The 19,410-nt window shown below is 67.2% G+C and carries 19 protein-coding genes; 8 read left to right on the top strand and 11 right to left on the bottom strand.

Annotated elements, in window-relative coordinates; translation table 11 throughout:
- The first annotated feature begins 1 nt into the window (after nucleotide 1).
- Complete coding sequence (locus ACFQQD_RS00610; protein WP_378086064.1) at nucleotides 2-859, top strand: PPK2 family polyphosphate kinase; 858 nt, start codon at nucleotides 2-4, stop codon at nucleotides 857-859.
- Nucleotides 860-880: 21 nt separating this feature from the next.
- Here the strand turns inward: ACFQQD_RS00610 and ACFQQD_RS00605 are convergent, their stop codons facing one another.
- Both ACFQQD_RS00605 and ACFQQD_RS00600 read right to left on the bottom strand, forming a co-directional pair.
- Nucleotides 881-1,078: a hypothetical protein gene (locus ACFQQD_RS00605; protein ID WP_378085133.1), complete on the bottom strand. Its 198-nt coding sequence runs from the start codon at nucleotides 1,076-1,078 to the stop codon at nucleotides 881-883.
- Entirely contained in the window at nucleotides 1,075-2,436 is a 1,362-nt protein-coding gene (locus ACFQQD_RS00600) for an OFA family MFS transporter (protein ID WP_378085131.1), read from the bottom strand. Before ACFQQD_RS00600 ends, ACFQQD_RS00605 begins: the two co-directional genes overlap by 4 nt.
- Nucleotides 2,437-2,687: 251 nt before the next feature.
- Here ACFQQD_RS00600 and ACFQQD_RS00595 point away from each other — a divergent pair, with 251 nt between their 5' ends.
- Nucleotides 2,688-3,257: a type 1 glutamine amidotransferase domain-containing protein gene (locus tag ACFQQD_RS00595; RefSeq protein WP_378085129.1), complete on the top strand. Its 570-nt coding sequence runs from the start codon at nucleotides 2,688-2,690 to the stop codon at nucleotides 3,255-3,257.
- Nucleotides 3,258-3,314: 57 nt separating this feature from the next.
- Here the strand turns inward: ACFQQD_RS00595 and ACFQQD_RS00590 are convergent, their stop codons facing one another.
- Complete coding sequence (locus tag ACFQQD_RS00590; protein ID WP_378085127.1) at nucleotides 3,315-3,698, bottom strand: exodeoxyribonuclease VII small subunit; 384 nt, start codon at nucleotides 3,696-3,698, stop codon at nucleotides 3,315-3,317.
- A complete protein-coding gene (gene xseA / locus ACFQQD_RS00585; RefSeq protein WP_378085124.1) occupies nucleotides 3,695-4,993 on the bottom strand; it encodes an exodeoxyribonuclease VII large subunit in 1,299 nt (432 codons plus the stop codon). Before xseA ends, ACFQQD_RS00590 begins: the two co-directional genes overlap by 4 nt.
- A 150-nt stretch (nucleotides 4,994-5,143) precedes the next feature.
- Here xseA and ACFQQD_RS00580 point away from each other — a divergent pair, with 150 nt between their 5' ends.
- Both ACFQQD_RS00580 and ACFQQD_RS00575 read left to right on the top strand, forming a co-directional pair.
- The gene (locus ACFQQD_RS00580) at nucleotides 5,144-6,172 is read left to right on the top strand and encodes a hypothetical protein (RefSeq protein WP_378085122.1); all 1,029 of its coding nucleotides are present in this window, start codon (nucleotides 5,144-5,146) and stop codon (nucleotides 6,170-6,172) included.
- Nucleotides 6,173-6,294: 122 nt separating this feature from the next.
- On the top strand, nucleotides 6,295-7,392 hold the full coding sequence (locus ACFQQD_RS00575; protein ID WP_378085120.1) for a 4-hydroxy-3-methylbut-2-enyl diphosphate reductase: 1,098 nt from the start codon (nucleotides 6,295-6,297) through the stop codon (nucleotides 7,390-7,392).
- Between the two features lie 83 nt (nucleotides 7,393-7,475).
- On the opposite strand, the gene ACFQQD_RS00570 is transcribed toward ACFQQD_RS00575, so the two are convergent.
- Nucleotides 7,476-9,191 (bottom strand): DEAD/DEAH box helicase, encoded by a 1,716-nt coding sequence (locus ACFQQD_RS00570; protein ID WP_378086062.1) that lies wholly within the window; start codon nucleotides 9,189-9,191, stop codon nucleotides 7,476-7,478.
- A gap of 173 nt (nucleotides 9,192-9,364) precedes the next feature.
- Nucleotides 9,365-10,693 (bottom strand): DNA recombination protein RmuC, encoded by a 1,329-nt coding sequence (locus ACFQQD_RS00565; protein WP_378085118.1) that lies wholly within the window; start codon nucleotides 10,691-10,693, stop codon nucleotides 9,365-9,367.
- Between the two features lie 198 nt (nucleotides 10,694-10,891).
- Here ACFQQD_RS00565 and ACFQQD_RS00560 point away from each other — a divergent pair, with 198 nt between their 5' ends.
- A complete protein-coding gene (locus ACFQQD_RS00560; protein ID WP_378085116.1) occupies nucleotides 10,892-12,448 on the top strand; it encodes an SLC13 family permease in 1,557 nt (518 codons plus the stop codon).
- A gap of 20 nt (nucleotides 12,449-12,468) precedes the next feature.
- Here the strand turns inward: ACFQQD_RS00560 and ACFQQD_RS00555 are convergent, their stop codons facing one another.
- The 4 genes from ACFQQD_RS00555 to ACFQQD_RS00540 are packed head-to-tail and all read right to left on the bottom strand — an operon-like array spanning nucleotide 12,469 to nucleotide 16,247.
- Entirely contained in the window at nucleotides 12,469-13,104 is a 636-nt protein-coding gene (locus ACFQQD_RS00555) for a response regulator (RefSeq protein ID WP_378085114.1), read from the bottom strand.
- On the bottom strand, nucleotides 13,101-14,351 hold the full coding sequence (locus ACFQQD_RS00550; protein WP_378085112.1) for a sensor histidine kinase: 1,251 nt from the start codon (nucleotides 14,349-14,351) through the stop codon (nucleotides 13,101-13,103). The genes ACFQQD_RS00555 and ACFQQD_RS00550 overlap by 4 nt, the downstream gene beginning before the upstream one ends.
- 4 nt (nucleotides 14,352-14,355) lie before the next feature.
- The gene (locus ACFQQD_RS00545; protein ID WP_378085110.1) at nucleotides 14,356-15,210 is read right to left on the bottom strand and encodes an ABC transporter permease; all 855 of its coding nucleotides are present in this window, start codon (nucleotides 15,208-15,210) and stop codon (nucleotides 14,356-14,358) included.
- Nucleotides 15,207-16,247 (bottom strand): ABC transporter ATP-binding protein, encoded by a 1,041-nt coding sequence (locus tag ACFQQD_RS00540; RefSeq protein WP_378085108.1) that lies wholly within the window; start codon nucleotides 16,245-16,247, stop codon nucleotides 15,207-15,209. Before ACFQQD_RS00540 ends, ACFQQD_RS00545 begins: the two co-directional genes overlap by 4 nt.
- Nucleotides 16,248-16,423: 176 nt before the next feature.
- Here ACFQQD_RS00540 and ACFQQD_RS00535 point away from each other — a divergent pair, with 176 nt between their 5' ends.
- A complete protein-coding gene (locus ACFQQD_RS00535; protein WP_378085106.1) occupies nucleotides 16,424-16,966 on the top strand; it encodes an O-acetyl-ADP-ribose deacetylase in 543 nt (180 codons plus the stop codon).
- 23 nt (nucleotides 16,967-16,989) lie between these two features.
- On the opposite strand, the gene ACFQQD_RS00530 is transcribed toward ACFQQD_RS00535, so the two are convergent.
- On the bottom strand, nucleotides 16,990-17,532 hold the full coding sequence (locus tag ACFQQD_RS00530) for a hypothetical protein (RefSeq protein ID WP_378085104.1): 543 nt from the start codon (nucleotides 17,530-17,532) through the stop codon (nucleotides 16,990-16,992).
- A gap of 38 nt (nucleotides 17,533-17,570) precedes the next feature.
- Here ACFQQD_RS00530 and ychF point away from each other — a divergent pair, with 38 nt between their 5' ends.
- Both ychF and ACFQQD_RS00520 read left to right on the top strand, forming a co-directional pair.
- The gene (gene ychF, locus ACFQQD_RS00525; protein WP_378085102.1) at nucleotides 17,571-18,656 is read left to right on the top strand and encodes a redox-regulated ATPase YchF; all 1,086 of its coding nucleotides are present in this window, start codon (nucleotides 17,571-17,573) and stop codon (nucleotides 18,654-18,656) included.
- Between the two features lie 161 nt (nucleotides 18,657-18,817).
- The gene (locus ACFQQD_RS00520; protein ID WP_378085100.1) at nucleotides 18,818-19,339 is read left to right on the top strand and encodes a GNAT family N-acetyltransferase; all 522 of its coding nucleotides are present in this window, start codon (nucleotides 18,818-18,820) and stop codon (nucleotides 19,337-19,339) included.
- Nucleotides 19,340-19,410 lie beyond the last annotated feature (71 nt).

The following is a 19,410-nucleotide window of genomic DNA, read 5'->3' as shown; positions in this document are numbered from 1 at the left end:
GATGGGGTTTCACGAGAGCCCGTGGGACCTCTTGCGTGCCCGTCACGGTGACCGAAGCGGCTCCCTCGTGGCGCCCGCTGACGTGGACCCAGAGTCCAAGCCCGGCTACCTCGGTGGCAAAGCCGAGGGGCTGGCGACGCTCGCCTCCCGCGCCGAGCGACTGTCCGAACTGCAGGAACTGCTGTACGCCAACGGCTCCCGGCAAGGACCGTCCCTGCTGCTGGTCGTTCAGGCCATGGACACCGCCGGCAAGGGCGGGATCATGCGTCACGTGGTGGGATCGATGGACCCTCAAGGCGTGAGCACCGCGTCCTTCATCGCGCCGACCGACGAAGAGAAGCGGCACCACTTTCTCTGGCGCGTCCGCCCGCACGTGCCCCGCAACGGGTTCGTCGGGGTCTGGGACCGGTCCCACTACGAGGACGTGCTCATTCACCGCGTCCGCGAGCTCACGCCGCTTCCCGAGGTGCAGGAGCGCTATGCCGAGATCCGCGCCTTCGAACAGGAACTCGTGGACGACGGCACCCGGATCGTCAAGGTCATGCTGCACCTGTCCAAGGATGAGCAGCGGGAACGACTGGCCGAGCGCTTGGACCGCCCGGACAAGTTCTGGAAGTACAGCCCCGGTGACGTGGACGAGCGCGCGTACTGGGACGACTACATGGACGCCTACCGGATCGCGATCGCAGAGACGGACACGGAGGCGGCTCCGTGGTTCATCGTGCCGGCAAATCGCAAGTGGTACTCGCGGATCGCCGTGCAGGAACTGCTGATTTCCGCCCTCGAGTCGATGGAGCTCGAGTGGCCGCCCGCAGATTTCGACGTCGAGCGCGAGAAGCGGCGGCTGGCTGCCAGCTGACGGACGTCCCGAGTCGCTGGCCTACAGGGTGAACAGCGCCGAGGCCTTGATGCCGGTGTCGATCAGGCCGTAGGCCAGGGCGGCGACGACGATCACGGCGAGGATGAGCGCCACGATGCGGTACGCGCCGCCGGAGGCGGCAGGCTCAGGCGCGGCGCCGCCGTCGGGCTGCTGTTCGTGTGGGCTGGTGTTCGGGGTCTCGCCCGCGCTGTTGCTCATGAGGCGTGCTCCTGTTCCCGGATTTCTGTCTCGGAGATGTGGTGCTTTTCATCGACCGGCCGCACCAGCAGGTTGGCCACGAAGCCCACGGCCAGCAGGCCGACCATGATGAACAGTGAGAGCGTGTAGAGCTCCGCGCCGGTCAGCCCGGCATCGGCCTGGGCCTCCAGCACGCTGTTGACGATCAGTGGTCCGGCGATGCCGGCGGCAGACCAGGCGGTCAGCAGACGGCCGTGGATGGCTCCCACCTGATACACGCCGAACATGTCCTTGAGGTAGGCGGGAATCGTGGCGAAGCCACCGCCGTAGAAGGAGATGATGACCATGGTGGCGATGATGAACAGCACCAGGTTCGCGCCGCTGGTGAGAGCGATGAGCAGATACATCGCCAGCCCGACGCCCAGGTAGATCATGTAGTTGTTCTTGCGCCCCAGGTAGTCCGAGGTGGTGGACCAGATGAACCGCCCGGCCATATTGGCGATCGACAACAGTCCCACGAAACCGGCGGCGGCCGCCGGGGTGATCGTGTCGAAGTAGTCGCGGATCATGGGTGCGGCGTTCTCCAGAATGCCGATGCCCGCGGTGACGTTGCAGAACAGCACGATCCACAACAGCCAGAATTGGTAGGTCTTGATGGCGGAGTTGGCGGAGACGTTGCCCTTCGTCTGCATCGGCTTGTTCTCCACCTGCTCCGGATCCCAGCCGGTGGGCTTCCACTCGGGATGGGGAACGCGGATCACGATGGCGCCCAGCGTGATGATGACGGCGTAGACCACGCCCAGCGTCAGGAACGTCTGCATCAGACCCGACTGCAACTGCTCCGGCTCCGTGCCGCCGCCGTAGAAGGACATCAGGCCGTTGGACATCGGGCTGGCGATGAGCGCACCGCCGCCGAACCCCATGATCGCCAGGCCGGTGGCCAGCCCGGGGCGGTCCGGGAACCACTTCATCAGGGTCGAGACGGGGGAGATGTAGCCGATGCCCAGGCCGATGCCGCCGATCCCGCCGTACCCGAGGTAGACCAGCCAGAGCTGACCCGTCGCGATGCCCAGGGTGGCCACCAGGAAGCCGGCGACCCAGAACGAGCCGGCCACCACCATCGATTTGCGCGGTCCGGACTTCTCCACCCAGGTCCCGCCGAAGGCCGCGGACAGCCCCAGCATGGCGATGGCCACCGAGAAGATCCACCCGACGGCGACCTCTCCGGTGCCGAAGTGGCCCATGAGCGGATTCTTGAAGACACTGAAGGCGTAGACCTGACCGATACACAGATGAATGGCCAGGGCGGCAGCTGGTATCAGCCACCGATTGAAGTCTCGAGGAGCGACGATGGCCTCTCGTTCCAGAATGTGGGGCATCACAGTGTCCTTCTTTGCCCTTTCGGGCGTTCAGCGAGTGTGCAGGCTGGTCGGCAAGCGATGATCACAACAGGCGGTGACAGTAGTGAATATGAGATTCGGTGCTGACACTAACTGGGCTTTTACGCGGGGTCAATGAAGGCTTTCCGGAACCATGGGATCCCTGAATTGATGTCCCTCGCGCGGCGAGGTCGTGGTGTTCGTCATACAGCCCTTCACAGTCTCGTGGGGCCGTGTCTAAGGTGCCGAGTATGACTACACAGCAGCTTCAAGGACAGACCATTGCCTTCCTCGCCACCCGCGGTGTGGAACAGGCCGAACTCACTTCTCCCTGGGACGCCGTCAAAGCCGCTGGAGGGGAGCCGAAGCTCGTGTCACCGGAGGCGGAGAGCATCACCGCCATGAAGGGCGACTGGGAGCACGGCGACTCCTTCCCCGTCGACCACCAGACCGGTACCGTGTCCGCCTCCGACTTCGACGCCCTGGTGATGCCCGGCGGCACCGTGAATGCTGACACCCTCCGCGTGGACAGCGCTGTGCAGGACTTCGTGCGTGGCTTCTTCGAACAGCACAAGCCGGTTGCGGCCATCTGCCACGCGCCGTGGACGCTGATCAACGCGGGAGTGATTCAGGGCCGCAAGCTGACCAGCTATCACTCGCTGTCCGAGGACCTCAAGAACGCCGGGGCCACTTGGGTGGACGAGGAGGTCGTGGTGGATCAGGGTCTGACGACCAGCCGCAACCCGAACGATCTGGACGCCTTCAACGCCAAGCTCGTCGAGGAGTTCGCCGAGGGCAAGCACTCCGGCCAGACCGCCTGACGATCACCTTCTCGCCCACCGAGGAGCGCGGCGACGACGACGGCCCCGGGCCTCAGGTCAGTCCGATGGGGCTGATTCTCCGCCCCGGGCCGTCTCTGTGGCCTGCATCGACTGTGCCGTCTTGGCCCGGACCTCCTCGAGCTTGAGCCGAGCACCGTCCAGCCACGATTCGCACCGATCGGCCAGCGCCTCGCCGCGTTCCCACAACGCCAGGGATTCCTCGAGCCCGGCTCCGCCCGTTTCCAGGCGCGTGACCGTCTCGACGAGTTCCGCCCTCGCCTGCTCGTAGTTCATCGTGGCGATGTCCGAGGTGTCGGCGGCGGAGAAGCCGTCCACGGCCACTGCCTCGTGAGGTGCCGGTCCACGACCGGATGTCGTGTCCGACGACTCATCCGCCGGTGCTGCGGTCTGGTCGGAGGCTTCAGGGACTTCGGCGTTCATGCGTTCTCCTGCTCGGGGCTGTCGCTGGGGCTGTCGCTGGGTGAGGGGGCTAGCGGGTGAATGCTCGTGACGGCGGCTCCGAGGCGCCCGGCCGCCACCAGAACATCCAGTGAGTCGCCGACGTCGACCTGCTCGGCACTGCGGATCACCTCGTCCGCATGCCGGACCACCGCGTAACCGCGGTTCAGTGTCTTTTGGGGGGAAAGTGAGCGCACCCGGGCACGCAGGTGTCCGACGGCGTCGTGCTCACGATCCAGCCGGCCGGCCAAGGATGTACGGGCGCGCTCCCGGATTCGCTCGAGGTCTTGCGCTCGTTCGTCGACCCACCGCTCCGGCTGGGCCATGACGGGCCGGGACCGCAGATTCGCCAGCCGTTCGGCCTCGTGCTGGACCAGCCGTTCCACTCCGGCGGCCAGGCGCAATCGTGCCCCCGCGACGGCGTCGCGCTCCGCGGCGGCGTCGGGGACGATGTGCTTGGCGGCATCGGTGGGCGTGGAGGCGCGGAGGTCGGCGACGTCGTCGAGCACGGGATGGTCCGCCTCGTGACCGATGGCCGAGACCACGGGAGTCTGCACCTGGGCCACGGCCCGCACCAGTGTTTCGTCGGAGAACGGCAGCACGACCTCTTCCAACGCACCGCCGCCACGAGCGACGACGATGACGTCCACCTCCGGATGAGCGTCCAGTTCGGCCAGCGCGGTCATCACCTCGCGCGGTGCGGAGGCTCCCTGGACCGCCACCTCTCTCACCTCGAACCGCGCCTGGGGCCACCGCAAGTGGGTGTTGCGAATAACGTCCTTCATGGCGTCAGAGTTCTTGCCGGTGACCAAACCGATCAGGTTCGGCAGGACGGGCAGGGACTTCTTGAGCGCCGGGGACGTCAGGCCCTCGGCCTCCAGGGTGCGGCGGAGGTTCTCCACTCGTGCCAGCAGATCGCCGAGGCCCACCGGCCGCATCGCCGAGGCGACCATGGTGAGCCGGCCCGTCTTGGTGTAGAAACTCGGCTTCACGCGGGCCACCACCCGAGAACCCGGCTCGACCGTTCCCTCCAGTGTGGAGGCCACGGCACGCCAGGCGGTCACGGGCAGGGAGTAGTCCCCGTCGAGGTCGCGCAGGGTCATCCAGGCGTTGCCCCGGATCACCTTGAACTCGATGAGCTGGCCCTCGATCCAGGCCGCGGGGGCCCGTTCGAAGTACTGTTTGAGGTTCTCCGAGAGCACTCGCAAGGGCCAGGGAGCGTCCGGGCCGGTGCCGGCGGCGGTCGCCGGAGGTCCCGATGCCTGCTGGTCGTCCATGCGCGGGTGAGTCCTCTCGAGGTGTTCGACTGTTCTCCCCATAGGCTAGGCGGGGATCTCGCGGTGCCGTGAACTGACCCGCGCGAAATCCGCTCGAACCCCGCCTGGCCAGCACGAAGCCAGCACGAGGCCAGCACGAAGGGAGCCACCATGCGCACGCCGCTGTCGATCCTGCTGGCCGCGCTGGCCGGTCTGCTCGCGGCCCTGTCCTTCGTGGCCGCGCGGGCCGATGACCTCGTCCACACCCCGGAGCCCCTGCAGCAGATCGCCGGGTCGATGTCACAGGACCAGCGACTGCGGGAAGCGGTGCCCGAGGAGCTGGGCCGCCTGGTCGAGGAGCAGCTGCCGGACGCGGGAGACTCCGGCGGCTCGTGGGACGGGTTCGCGGGGCTGCTGCAGACCGGCCTCGTCCAACTGGTGCAGCGCTCGGCCGAGGGCCTGGTCACGGATGAGCGCTTCCCGGCCGCCTGGTCCGAGGTCATCGAGCAGACCCGGACCGATTGGGTGGCGCGGATCGATCGCCTCGCTGAGGACCTCCCGACGCCGGCCGACGCCGCCCGGGAAGCCGCCTCCTGGGATGCCGCCTCCCCGTCAGAATCCTCCCCGTCAGAATCCTCCCCGGCCGACGACGCGGCGACCGTGCACCTGCAGATCGCCCCGCTGATGGACCTCGGGGTCGACCGACTCGCGGATGCGGTGTCCGGAGTGCCCGGCGGTGAATCGATCGCCGAGACCTTGGAGAACGGGCTTGCCGACGCCTCGGAGGACTCGCTGACGTCCGTGGATCTGTCCGTGCCCGATCCGGATGCCGTTCCCCGAGACGCCATGGTGATGACCGTGGACAACCTGCACCGATGGCCGTGGCTGGCCGGTGCGTCGGCAGTCCTGGCGCTGGTCGCCCTGCTGGTGGCACCTCGTCGGCGCAGGGGTGTCCCGCTGGTCGTACTCGGGATGACGATCCTCGCCGTGGGAGTGGTGTGCCGATGGGGGCTGGAGGAGATGGCGCCGGCCGCGGGGGTGGACGGGATCGCCCGGGCCGCGTCGGCGTCGTTGTTGGACGGGATCCGGGACTACTGGATGCCGGACACGGCGATCCTCCTCGGATGCGGTGGCCTGGCCTTAGCCATGGGGGCGGTGACCACCATGGTCTCCCATCGTCGCCGCCGCGCCATCAGCTAGCCCGCATCAGTTGTCGGAGGTGGCCCCAGTGTTGACCTCCACCACTGGGGTGGGATCCGACAACTGATGAGTGGTCATCGCCACGGGTGGCCAGGGACCGGGTGGCCGGTAGAATGGAACATATGTCCACCCCCACTGTCGCCCCTGCCTCCGGCTCGCCGATCGCCGTCGGGATGCCCCAGGTGCCCCGCGTCCGCCGCACTCGTGAGGAGGTGGAGGCCGCCGCCGTCGTGAACGGGGAGAAGAAGGTTCTGCTGGCTGCGCCGCGCGGGTACTGCGCCGGCGTGGACCGGGCCGTCGTCGCCGTGGAGAAGGCCCTGGAGCACCACGGGGCGCCCGTCTATGTGCGCAAGGAGATCGTGCACAACCGGCACGTCGTGGACACGCTGGAGTCGCAGGGCGTGAGGTTCGTGAACGAGCTCAGCGAGGTCCCCGAGGGCTCGCTGACCGTGTTCTCGGCGCATGGTGTGTCTCCGGCTGTGGTCAACGAGGCCGCCGAGCGGAATCTGCGGACGATTGACGCGACCTGCCCGCTAGTGACCAAGGTTCACCGCGAGGCCGTGCGCTTCGCCAAGCAGAACCGCCGCATCTTGCTGATCGGCCACGAAGGTCACGAAGAGGTCGAGGGCACCTACGGTGAGGCTCCCGAGAACACCACCATCATCAACAATCCTGATGAGGCCCGGACGGTACAGGTCGAGGAGACTGACGACCTGATCTGGCTGTCTCAGACCACCCTGAGCGTGGACGAGACGCTGGAGATCGTGGCCATTCTGCGCGAAAGGTTCCCGCACTTGCAGGACCCGCCCTCGGATGACATCTGCTATGCCACCTCGAATCGCCAGGCGGCGATCAAGAAGATCTCACCGGACTGCGATCTGGTCATCATCGTCGGCTCGGCCAACTCTTCGAACTCCGTGCGCCTCAAGGAAGTCGCGCTGGAGTACGGCGCGCGGCAGGCCGAGCGAGTGGACTTCGCCAATCAAGTCGACGAGTCCTGGTTCGAAGGAGTGGCCACGGTCGGACTGTCCTCGGGCGCGTCTGTTCCGGAGGTCCTCGTCCAAGAGGTGCTGGAACTGCTGGCCGACTACGGCTACGCGTCCGTGAACGAGGTCGTCACGGCCGAGGAGGACATCATCTTCTCCCTGCCCAAGGAACTGCGGGCCGAGATGAAGAAGGCCGGCGACGTCGACCGCTCCCTCGGCGGCCACCAGCGCTGACGACCGGAGTCGTCAGACGCGTGGCTGCCATTGTGCCGGTCTGAGCGGCAGGAGCGATGGAACCGCCGGAAGCGGCAGTGGCGTCAGCTGCGGGTTGAGCGCGAAGGCTGACGGCGTCCACGTCCGCCACGGGAACGGCCGGAGCCGCCCGCGCGACCGGACTCGCCGCCGCGCGAAGCGCTGACGTCGTCACGGCCGGACTGGTTGTCACTCGGGCGCTGACCGGTCTCGGAGGTGTAGACCCGTCCTCCCGACGTCGGCGCGCCGGCTGACGAGCCCGCGCGCCGGTTCCCGGGACGGCCGGCACCACTGCGACCCGCACCGTTGCCACCGGAACCGGCACCGCGGTTGCCATGGGCACCGCCATTGGTGGCGCCGCCCTGCTCACCCTGACCTGACTGGCCACGGTGCTGACCACGCTGGCCACCACCCTGGCTTGCCTGGCCTCCGCCCTGTCCGCGCTGGCGGCTTTGTTGCTGACCACGTTGCTGACCGCGCTGCTGGCCCTGACGGCCGTTACGGCCGCCCTGGTTGCCCTGTCCGCCCTGGTTGCTCTGAGCACTCGGGGTGGACACGGCGAGCAGCTTCTCGAGCTCGGCTGTCTCCAGGAAGGTGCGTTCGCCGGGGGCCAGCGTCTCCAGCAGAGCGTTGTCCGCGCCATCGGCGTGGACGGTCGGACTGATCTTGGCGGCGCGCATCAGGGTGCGGACCTCATTGCGCTGATCCCGACTCGCCAAGGTCACCACGGTGCCGGCCTGACCCGCGCGAGCGGTACGGCCGGAGCGGTGCAGATAGGCCTTGTGCTCGGTCGGCGGATCCGAGTGGATCACCAGGGAGACATCGTCCACGTGGATGCCGCGAGCGGCGATGTCCGTGGCGACGAGGGTTCCCGCCGTGCCGTTGTGGAAGGCGTCCAAGTTCCGCGTGCGGGCGTTCTGGGATAGGTTGCCGTGCAGCTCGAGCGCCGAGACACCACGCTGGCGCAACTGCTTGGCCGCCTTCTTGGCGCCGTACTTGGTGCGGGTGAACACGATGGTCCGGCCCGGAGCCGCGCACAGGTTCGCCAGGGTGACCAGTTTGTCCTCGCCATCCACGGAGACCACATGGTGGTCCATCTTGGACACGGGGGAGACGGCCGAATCGGCTTCGTGCACCACCGGGTTCTTGAGGTACTTCTGGACGAGGACGCCGACGCCCTCGTCCAGGGTCGCGGAGAAGAGCATCTTCTGCGCCGTCGTCGACACCTTGTCCAGGATGCGGCGGACCATGGGCAGGAACCCCATGTCGGCCATGTGGTCGGCCTCGTCGATGACGAGCACTTCCACGGCGGACAGGTCGACGTGGCCCTGGCCCATGAGGTCGAGCAGGCGACCGGGGCACGCGACGAGCACATCGACACCGCGCGCCAGGGCCTTCACCTGCGGGTTCTGACCGACACCGCCGAACACCGTCTGCGAGGACAGCCCGGTGGCCGCGGACAGCGGGGCGAACGACTCTTCGATCTGTAGGGCCAGTTCACGCGTCGGCGCCAGGATCAGCGACCGCGGACGGCGCGCCGTGGCGTGACGCCCGCCCTGAAGACGAGAGGCCAGCGGCAAGAGGAAGGCGTAGGTTTTGCCGGATCCGGTCCGGCCACGGCCGAGGACGTCACGACCGGTCAGGGAATCCGGAAGGGTGGCCTTCTGGATGGGAGTCGGGGTGGAGATACCCTGCGGTGCCAACGCTGCGGCCAGGCCGGCGGCGACACCCAGTTCGGCGAAGTCCCCGGCCTGGCCGGAGGTCTCCGCGGAGGAGGGCAGGGTGGTGGAGCCGCCAGTAGTGGCGGCATGCTGAAGAGAAGTCACGAAGAAGGAATCCGTCCGGGTGGAAGAAAGACCCGGCCCTAGCACGGGCGGCTGCGGCATGACAAAAGCCACTCAACGCGGTGCTGGCCGGCACCGGAGAGGAAGGGTCCTACCCGGCTGGCTGTCCCTCAGTCTACGGCATGGCCCTGACGTCCCAGACCAGCGCTCCTTTTCGTCCCACCGTCAGCCACTCCGTCAGCCGCCCCGTCAGTCTCGACGCCGGCCGCCCAGTCTTCGTCCAGCAGTTCTGCTGCAGACAGGACCCGGGGATTGGATTCCACGGGTTTGAGCGGCTCCAGCTCGGAGCCGTTCGAGGGATCCAGATCGCCGATCCGCCGCGCCGAGGGCAGCACCCGTGACTCCAGGGTGCCGACCAGCGAGTTGTACTTCTCCACCGCGGACCTCAGGGAGCCGCCAAGTTTGCTGACGTGACCGCCCAGAGTCCCGAGCCGCTGGTAGAGCTGCCGGGAGGCCTCGAAGAGTTCACGGGCATTGTCCGTCAGTGTCTCCTGGCGCCACGCGTAGGCGACCGACTTCAGGGCTGCCAGCAGGGACACCGGCGCCACCAGGGCCACGTTCCGCGAGAACGCATGATCCAGCAGTCCGGGATCGGCCTCCAGAGCGGAGGCCAGGAAGGACTCGGCGGGCAGGAAGCAGAGCACCATCTCGGGCGAGTCCGGCAGTCCCTGCCAGTACTCCTTGGCGGAGAGTGCATCCACATGCGCCCGGACGGCCTTGGCATGGGCCGCCTGCAACTCACGACGCCGGCTCGCTGCCTCGGCGCTGACGTCACCGGCCAGCTCCTCGGCCTCCAGAACGGCGGCCAGGGGAGCCTTGGCGTCCACCGCGAGCGACTTGCCGCCGGGGAGCCGCACCACCAGGTCGGGGCGGAGGATCTGCTCCTCATCACCGCGCAGGACCTGTTGCTCGTCGAAGTCGGTGTGGGGCAACATGCCGGCCGCCTCCACGACTCGGCGCAACTGGACCTCACCCCAGTGGCCGCGGGCGGACGTGGACTTCAGCGTGGCCACGAGGGAGCGGGTGTTGACCAAGAGCGCTGAATCCGTGGCGGCGGCGGTCTTGAGCTGTTCGGACAACTGCCCGTACTGCTCCACCCGGTCCCGTTCGAGCATGCCGACCTGACGTTGCAGGGTCTGCAGCCGCTGATCCACCGGCGCCAACGCCGTCAGCACCTTCGACTCAGCTTCGGTACGGTCCCGGTCAGCCGAGCGCTCCGCCGTCAGTACGCGGCTCTCAGCCTCTGCCGCAGCCAGCGCGGCCTGCACCTCGGCCAACTCGCTCCGCGCCGACTGTGCCTCCTCCCGGGCCCGCTCGGCCGACTCCTGCCATGTGGCCCGAAGACGCGCGAACACCAGCCAGGCGCCGAGGGCGGCCCCCACCACCAGTCCCGCGAGCACGCACGCCACACCGGTCAACAGCACTGCAGATGTCTCCATGGCACCAGCTTCCCAGAGCTGGCGGACACGTTAACGGACCTCGCTCGAATCCAGGGCACGCCGACTCGCTGGCCAACCGTCGATTTTCCGAGGTCAGAACGCTTAACGTGATACTTGCCATACTCGCCGGTCCACCGGCCGGGGGAAGCAGGGGAAGTCACGAGAAGCTGGCTACAGCTGGCGGAAGGACGGGACACGATGCCGGACACAGCAGCCCGAGCGGGACAGGTCGATCACCGGTCGCCCGGAGAACGCGCCGAGGCCGAGGACCAGAGCCAGCACCGGCGGCGGTGGACCGGGTTCGGTGCGGGCCTCATCCTCGCCGTCGTCATCTTTCTGGCGATGCCCGCGGACGTGGGCCAGAACGCGCGACTGACGGCCGCCGTCGCCGCTTTGATGGCGGTGTGGTGGATGACCGAGGCGATCCCCATCCCGGCCACCGCGCTGATCCCGCTGATCGCCTTCCCCGTTCTCGGTGAGGAGATCGCCGTGGACGACGTCGGCGCCTCCTACGGCAGCGACATCATCTTCCTGTTCATGGGCGGATTCGTCCTGGCGCTGGCGATGCAGCGGTGGGATCTACACCGACGGATCGCACTGCTGACTGTCCGTGCCATGGGCACCAAGCCCAGTGGTGTGGTCGGCGGCTTCATGATCGCCACCGGCTTCCTGTCCATGTGGGTGTCCAACACCGCCACGGCCGTCATGATGATCCCCATCGGCGTCTCGGTGCTGACGCTGGTGGTGGCGGAACGCTCGGGCCAGGTGACCAAGGATTCCGCCCCCGAATCGCGCGAGGTCAAGGACGCCGTCATCCGGTCGAACTTCGGCACCGCACTGATGCTGGGCATTGCCTACGCCGCCTCGGTGGGCTCCCTCGGAACGCTGATCGGCACGCCGCCCAATGCTCTGCTCGCCGGCTACATGTCCCAGACGCATGACGTGACCATCGGTTTCGGCCAGTGGATGCTCGTGGGCGTGCCGCTGTCCCTGGTGATGATGGTGATCATCTGGTTCCTCTTGACCCGGGTGCTGTTCAAAGCCGAGATCGACGAGATTCCCGGCGGGCGGCAGCTCATCACGGACGAACTGTCCAAGCTGGGCCGGATGTCCTCCGGGGAGATCCGGGTGCTGGTGATCTTCGTCTTGGCCGCGGCCTCCTGGATCATCATGCCCCTGGCCTTCGACGGTCTGATCAGCGACGCCGGCATCGCCATGACAGCCACCGTGCTGCTCTTCCTGTTGCCGGCCGGAGCGGCCCGAGGGGTGCGCCTAATCGACTGGGAATCGGCGGTCAAATTGCCCTGGGGAGTGCTCTTGCTCTTCGGCGGCGGCCTGGCGCTGTCCGCTCAGTTCAGTGATTCCGGACTGGCCGACTGGATCGGTGAGCAAGTCGGTGGTCTCGGCGGGCTTCCGGCGTGGTTGCTGGTGGCCATCATGGGCGCGGCGATCCTGTTCCTGACCGAGCTGACCTCGAACACCGCGACGGCGGCCACCTTCCTCCCGGTCGCCGGCGGCATCGCCGTCGGCGTCGGCGTGGACCCGATGCTGCTGGCCATCCCGGTGGCCCTGGCCGCCTCGTGTGCGTTCATGCTCCCGGTCGCCACGCCCCCCAACGCGATCGCCTTCGGGTCCGGCTACGTGACCATCGGTCAGATGGTCAAGGGCGGGCTGTTCCTGAACATCACCGGCATCGTCCTGATCACCTTGGTCACCATGACCCTCGGAGTGTGGGTCTTCGGCCTCGCGTTCTGACCAGCCCTGCGTTCTGACCCCTAGAGCCAGCCGTTGTCCCGAGCCGTGAGAGCCGCCTCAGTGCGGTTGGCGGTGTGCGTCTTGCCGATCGCCGAGGACAGGTGATTGCGGACTGTGCCGGGAGAGAGGAACAGTTCCGAGGCGATCTGGCGCACGCTGGACCCGTCCAGGGCGGCGCGCAGCACGTCGCGCTCGCGGTCGGTCAACGGGTTGGAACCGGAGACGAGGGTCTCCTCGGCCAAGGAGGGATCCACCACGCGGTGGCCGGCGTGGACCCTGCGGACCGCCTCGGCCAGCTGCTCCGCCGGCGTGTCCTTGACCACGAACCCGCTCGATCCGGCCTCCATCGCACGGCGCAGATAGCCGGGCCGGCCGAACGTCGTGACGATCAGCACCCGGCATCCGGTCCCGCCCGAGGTCACCGCTCGGGCGGCCTCGATGCCGTCGAGTCCGGGCATATCGATGTCCAGCAGTGCGACGTCGACCTGCCGTTCAGCAACCGTGGCAGCCACCGACGACCCGTCGCCGACCTCGGCCACCACCTCCAGGTCCGGTTCCATGGCCAAGAGCGCGGCCAGCGCACCTCGGACGAGCGCCTGGTCGTCCGCGAGCAACAACCGAATCCTCCTGACGCCGGCCCCGTCCCGCGCCGTCACAGCCGCACCTCCAGCAGGGTGCCGGGACGGTCCTCGCCCGGTTTCGCCTCGCCGACGCTGAGGGTTCCGCCGGCCTCCGAGACCCGCTGGTGCATGCCGCGCAGCCCATGGCCGGACTCCTGGGGAGCGCAGGGCCCGACGCCGTCGTCGCTCACGGTCAGTCGGTCCGGGTTCAGGGTGACCGTGCACCGGCGGGCCTGCGAGTGCCGCACCACATTGGTGACGGCCTCCCGCAGGCACCACGCGAAGAGTTCACGCCGGGCGGCGGGCCATCCGGCCGCCACGGACACCGAGGGGAGCCGGGGCTCGATGCCCGCGGCGTCCAGGGCAGTGCGGGCCGCAGCGAGTTGTCCGCCCAGATCCGGTGAGTGCAGTCCGCCCACCGTGTTGCGAACCTCGGTGAGAGATTCACGCGCCAGGGACAAGACCTCGTCGAGCTCGGCTTTGGCCCGGGTGGCATCCGCCTCCGAATCCGAGTCCATCAAGCGACGGGCGAGTTCGGTCTTCAGGGTGATGACGGTGAGTGAATGGCCCAGCACGTCATGCACATCCCGGCCGAACTGCTCGCGCTGACGGTACAGGGCCACCTCTTCGCCGAGAACGCGAGCGTTCTCCTCGCGTTCCATCGCCAACCGGAGCGATACCATGATGACCAGCGCCAGAGCGGTGGGCAGGATGATCCACAGCTGCTCTGTTCCGGCGTCGATAAAGAAGGTCGCGATCACCCACACGATGGCCAGCCCCACCGCCACCGGCAGTCCGATCTTGATCCGGTGGGGGAAGATCCAGATGGCCAGGGTGAAGGGAAGACAGTTGTACGCGTTGAGCCCGGCCGCCGGAGCCATGGCCAGCACACACAGGCCCAGCAGCAGGGTCACGGCCAGCGTGTTCGCCCAGTGCGGCAGGGACTGCAACGGCCACGGCCAGATGAAGTGACCGAGGTACACCGTCACGAAAACGGCCATGCCCATAAAGCCCAGAATCTTCAGATTCACCGGAGCGTCGCCGGTGATCATGGTCACCAGCGGCCAGACGAGGAAGACCAGCCACACCCCGGCTGTCACTAGGACGGGGAACCGTTCGTGGCGTTTGAGGGGGACCAAGGGCCATTCGCCGGCTCCGTAGGGCGCCCCCGTCGTGGCCGCGGCGGAGTGGTGATCGAGGGAGTGGTGATCGGGGGAGCGGTGATCGGGGGAGGTGCGCTCGACGGAGCCGGCCACGGACCCGCCGGTGGGCCGGGTGGCCATCAGCTCAGCCCCGGCGCGTTGAACGGCGGGAAGCCGCCAGACAGATCCCCGCGAAGATGATGGTCCATGCCACTACGTTTAGCACGATCGCCCACAAGGGGTCGCTCGTGGGGGAGCTGCCGTCCGTGCTGATGGTGGCTCCCTCCAGCTGCGGCCACCGGGTCAACGCCGCGATTCCGTACACCGGAGTGAACTTGGCGATCTCCAGCAGCGTGCCGGTCAGCGGGATGAACAGGTTGCCGAAGAAGGCCAGCACCACCAGGAGTCCGGAGGCGGCGGACACGGCCGCCTCGGAGCGGAACAGCAGTGCCGCGGCGAGTCCGTAGAGAGCGAAGGGGATGGATCCCAGCAGCGCCAGTCCACCCGAGGCCGGCCAGATCCAGGCGGCGTCGAAGCTGGCGCCGGTGAGGGCACCGGCCACGAAGACCACCACGATCGGCAGCACGGCGATCCCCAGGGCGACGAGGATCTTACCGACCATGTATCCCGCGCCGGTCAGCCCGGTGAGCCCGAGCTGGCGTCCCCAGCCCTGCTGTCGTTCCAGTGAGGCCGATCCGGCGATCGCGCTGGTGGCCGTGGTGGCGCCGTAGACCGTCATGGCGGTCATGTTGTACGCGGCCACGTTTCCGTGGCCGACGGCGGCGTCGCCGTAAGCGGCCAGGGCACCGAACATCAGGTACAGCACGGTGGGCAAGACCACGATGAAGAAGGTGGATTCGACCATCCGCGCATTACGCATGAATTCCCAGGCCGCGAAGGCGGTCACGATCCGGACAGAGGATTTCTTCTTCCCGGTCGGCGAGCCTGTCCTGCTCGCATCAGCCCCCTTCGGGGCGGGGGACTGGGCGGTGATGCTCATGAGAGGGTCCGTTCGCTGGTGCTGGTGCCGGTACTGGCTGCTGTGCCGGTGCTTTCTGCGGCGTCGGCCGTGAGGTCGAGGAAGACGTCGTCCAGGGAGGCAGCGGTGATCGTGAGGTCGTGCGCCAGCTCGGCCGACAGCAGGAACCTCGCCAGAGAGTCGGTGTCCTCCACGGTGAACCGCACCCGGCCGTTCTGGTGCACGACGGCGTCGGGAAGTCCCAGCTTCTGGGCAACCTCCTGCGGGGTGCCGGGACCGTCCCAAAGACATGAGAGGGTGCGGTGACCGGTGTTGGTCACCTCCTCCACGGGACCGTCCAGGGCGATCCGACCGGAACGCATGAGCACGATGCGATCGGCGAAGTCCGAGGCTTCCTGGAGGAAGTGGGTGGCGAAGATCACCGTGCGACCGCGCTCGGCCTCGGCATGCATGGTCTCCCAGAACTCTTTGCGAGCCCGGACGTCCATGCCGGCCGTGGGCTCGTCCAGCAACAGCAGCTCAGGGTCGGTCAGCAGCGCGAGAGCGAAACGCAGTCGTTGCTGTTCACCGCCGGAGCACTTGCGGACCTTACGGGAGGCGATTCCGGTGGCTCCGGCCCGCTCGAGGGCGGAGGCCACGGAGATGTGGCGAAATTGGCAGGCCGCCACCATCGAGACCGTCTCCTTGACGGTGAGATCGCTCAACAGCCCTCCGGTCTGCAGGACCGCGCCGACGCCGCCGTCGTGCACGGCCTGCTTCGGGGAACTGCCCAGCACAGTCAGGGACCCCGAGGTGGGGGAGGCGAACCCGAGGATCATGTCCAGGAACGTGGTCTTGCCGGCGCCGTTGGGTCCGAGCAGGGCGACGATCTCGCCCCGCCGGATGGTGAGGTCGACGCCGTCGACGGCCCGGACGGTGCTGGCTCCACTGCCGAAATGACGGTGGACGCCGGAGGCGTGCAGAGCCGTCCCGGGGTCGGGATCGGAGCCGGAGGAGTTGAGAGGAGTGCTCGTTGAGGTGCCCGAGGAGGCCGGCGGAGCGGGCGTGATGGCGTTCATGATCCCAGTGTGTCCGGCCGGTGCCGGCAGCGGATCTGCCGAGCGTCATGCTGTGGCCATGACATTCGTCATGGGCGGTGCCACGGACGAGAAGCTGGCCGGACCTGCACTGACATCGCGGGATGGCTTAGCGTGACGGCATGGAAAACGGGAGGGAACACCGGATGGAACACGGCATGAAACTGCGCATCGAACCGGGGGACATCACGGAGATCTCCGTCGACGCTGTGGTCAACGCCGCCAACTCCACCCTGCTGGGCGGGGGAGGCGTGGACGGGGCCATCCACCGCAAGGGCGGACCGGAGATCCTCGCCGAGTGCCGACGGCTGCGCGAGACGGAGTTGCCCGATGGCTTGCCCGCCGGGCAGGCAGTGGCCACCGGAGCGGGACGGCTACCGGCACGGTGGGTGATCCACACGGTGGGACCGACCTATGCGAAGACCATCGACAAGTCGGACACGCTGGCCTCGTGCTACCGCGAATCACTGCGAGTCGCGGCTCGACTCGGGGCGCGCAGCGTGGCGTTTCCGGCCATCTCCGCCGGAATCTACGGTTGGCCGATGGATGATGCGGCCCGCATTGCCGTGCAGACGTGCCGTGCCATGGCCGCGGAGGTCGGACCCGGCGCCGGTCCCGACGCCGGCTACGTGGAGTCGGTGACCTTCGTTCCGTTCTCGGCAGCAGCCGAGAACGCCTTCCGCGCGGCCATGGACGGCTGAGCTTCTCGTAGGCTCGGGCGCGCTCAGGCGCGCAGGACGTTCTCTCCGTTGGTGAACAGCTGCGGGGAGCCCACGGCCTGGGCCTTCTCGCCATCGGCGCCGGCCGGGGTGTACAGCTGGATGATGGTCGAGGAGATCGGTTCGGCGTTGTCGAAGGCCTCCAGGACGAAGGCGTCGTGCGGCTGGTTCTCGACTTCGAGGCGGGCGTCGAAGACGGACACGGCCATCTCCGGACGCGGCTCCAGCTGCGAGATCTGTGCTCGCATCTGGTCCTCGTCAGCGCCGGGCAACTTCCACATGCCCTTCTGCTCCTCGTCGATGTAGCCCAGGAGGAACGGCTCGACGGCTTCGGAGCCCTCTTCCGAGGCGAACTCCAGCGCCTGCTCGATGGCCAGGAAAACCAAAGGCGAGATGCGCTCCGAAGGAGGCTGCGGCTGCCCTTCCGGCAGGGGGGTGCCTGCAGCGACCAGGTTGGGGTCCGACGTCGTGCTCTGGTCTTCCCCGGAACCCGGGGTTGCTGCGGGGTCGGTTGATGGGTTGGTGTTCTGCTCTGGTTGCTCAGTCACGTCCTCGACGCTAGCGGTCACCGGTAGCATGGACAACCGTGGCTCTTACTATCGGAATCGTCGGCCTGCCCAATGTTGGCAAGTCCACCCTCTTCAACGCACTCACCCGCCAGACCGTTCTCGCGGCGAACTACCCGTTCGCCACGATCGAGCCGAACGTCGGGGTGGTGAACCTTCCGGACCAGCGCCTGGACACGCTGGCCGAGATCTTCTCCTCGCAGAAGATCCTGCCCGCCACGGTCTCCTTCGTGGACATCGCGGGGATCGTCAAGGGCGCTTCGGAGGGAGAGGGCCTGGGGAATCAGTTCCTGGCGAACATCCGCGAATCCGATGCCATCGCCCAGGTGGTCCGGGCCTTCGACGATCCCGATGTGGTCCACGTGGACGGAGACATTAATCCGGCCTCGGACATGGAGACCATCAACACCGAGTTGATCCTGGCCGACCTGCAGACGCTGGAGAAGGCGATTCCGCGCGTCGAGAAGGAAGTCAAGGGCAAGAAGCGCGACGCCGCCGAGCTCGACGCGCTGCACGCTGCCCAAACTGTCTTGGAACGCGGCGACACCATCTTCTCCTCGATCACCTCGGACCGGCTGGACATGGACCGGTTGCGCGAGATGAATCTGCTGACAGCCAAGCCCTTCATCTACGTGTTCAACGCCGATGAGGGCGTGCTCGGCGATGAGGCGAAGAAGCAGGAGCTGCGCGACCTTGTGGCGCCGGCGGATGCCGTCTTCCTCGATGCCAAGCTCGAGGCCGACCTCGTGGAACTGGACGAGGAGGAGGCCCGCGAGATGCTCGAGCTCAATGGCCAGGAGGAGTCGGGTCTGGATCAGCTCGCTCGCACTGGCTTCCACACGCTGGGACTGCAGACCTATCTCACCGCCGGACCCAAGGAGGCCCGCGCGTGGACCATCAGGAAGGGTGACACCGCGCCGAAGGCCGCTGGCGTGATCCACACTGACTTCGAACGCGGCTTCATCAAGGCCGAGATCGTCTCCTTCGACGACCTCGTGGCCGCCGGGTCCATGGCTGATGCGAAGGCCGCCGGCAAGGTCCGGATGGAGGGCAAGGACTACGTCATGCAGGACGGGGACGTGGTCGAATTCCGCTTCAACGTCTAGTCGCATCCCGGTCTCGCAGGCGTGGCCTTCTCTGCTCGTTGAGTGAACGCCGCTGGACGAAACGGTAGGTCTACAGTCGGCGGCTGTGTCTAGAGTGATGCTCGTGATCGAGATTGGTTCTCACCTAGGAAGAGCAATATACGAGAATGTTGCCTACGCAGATGCCGCGACTCGACGGCAATTCCGTGCTTCTTCGTCCGTTTGAGAAATGCGACGCGAAAGTGGTCATGTCTGTGGCAACCGATGCTTTGATTCCGCTCATCACAACAGTCCCAACCAGCGGCATTCATGAAGACGCTATGGCGTATATCGAGCGGCAGCACTCCCGTCTGGCCTCAGGAACTGGATACTCGTTCGCGATCGCCGATTCTGTCAACGATGAAGCCGTCGGTCAGATTGGACTCTGGTTGCGTGACATCAGAGAGGGGCGAGCTTCTACGGGATATTGGATTGCCCCTCAGCATCGGGGCAACGGTTTCGCCCGAGCGGCACTAACGGCTTTGACTGAATGGGCGCTCAGCCTGAATGAGGTGCGCCGGCTGCAGTTATTCGTCGAGCCTTGGAATGAAGGTTCGTGGCGGATGGCCGAGTCGTGCGGCTTCGAGCGGGAAGGGCTGTTGCGGTCGTGGCAGCAGGTCGGGCGTGAGCGCAAAGACATGTACGTCTACAGCATCGTGGCATGATTCTCAGGTGAAGGGCGACGTGTGTCCCTTCAGTGCTGAATATCGATCGATGAGGTTGGGATGAGGTTGGT

The organism is Citricoccus sp. GCM10030269 (genome assembly GCF_042665635.1).
Taxonomy (GTDB): Bacteria; Actinomycetota; Actinomycetes; order Actinomycetales; family Micrococcaceae; genus Citricoccus.
Note: the sequence above shows the minus strand (reverse complement) of the source record. Positions and strands in the feature narration are given on the sequence as shown.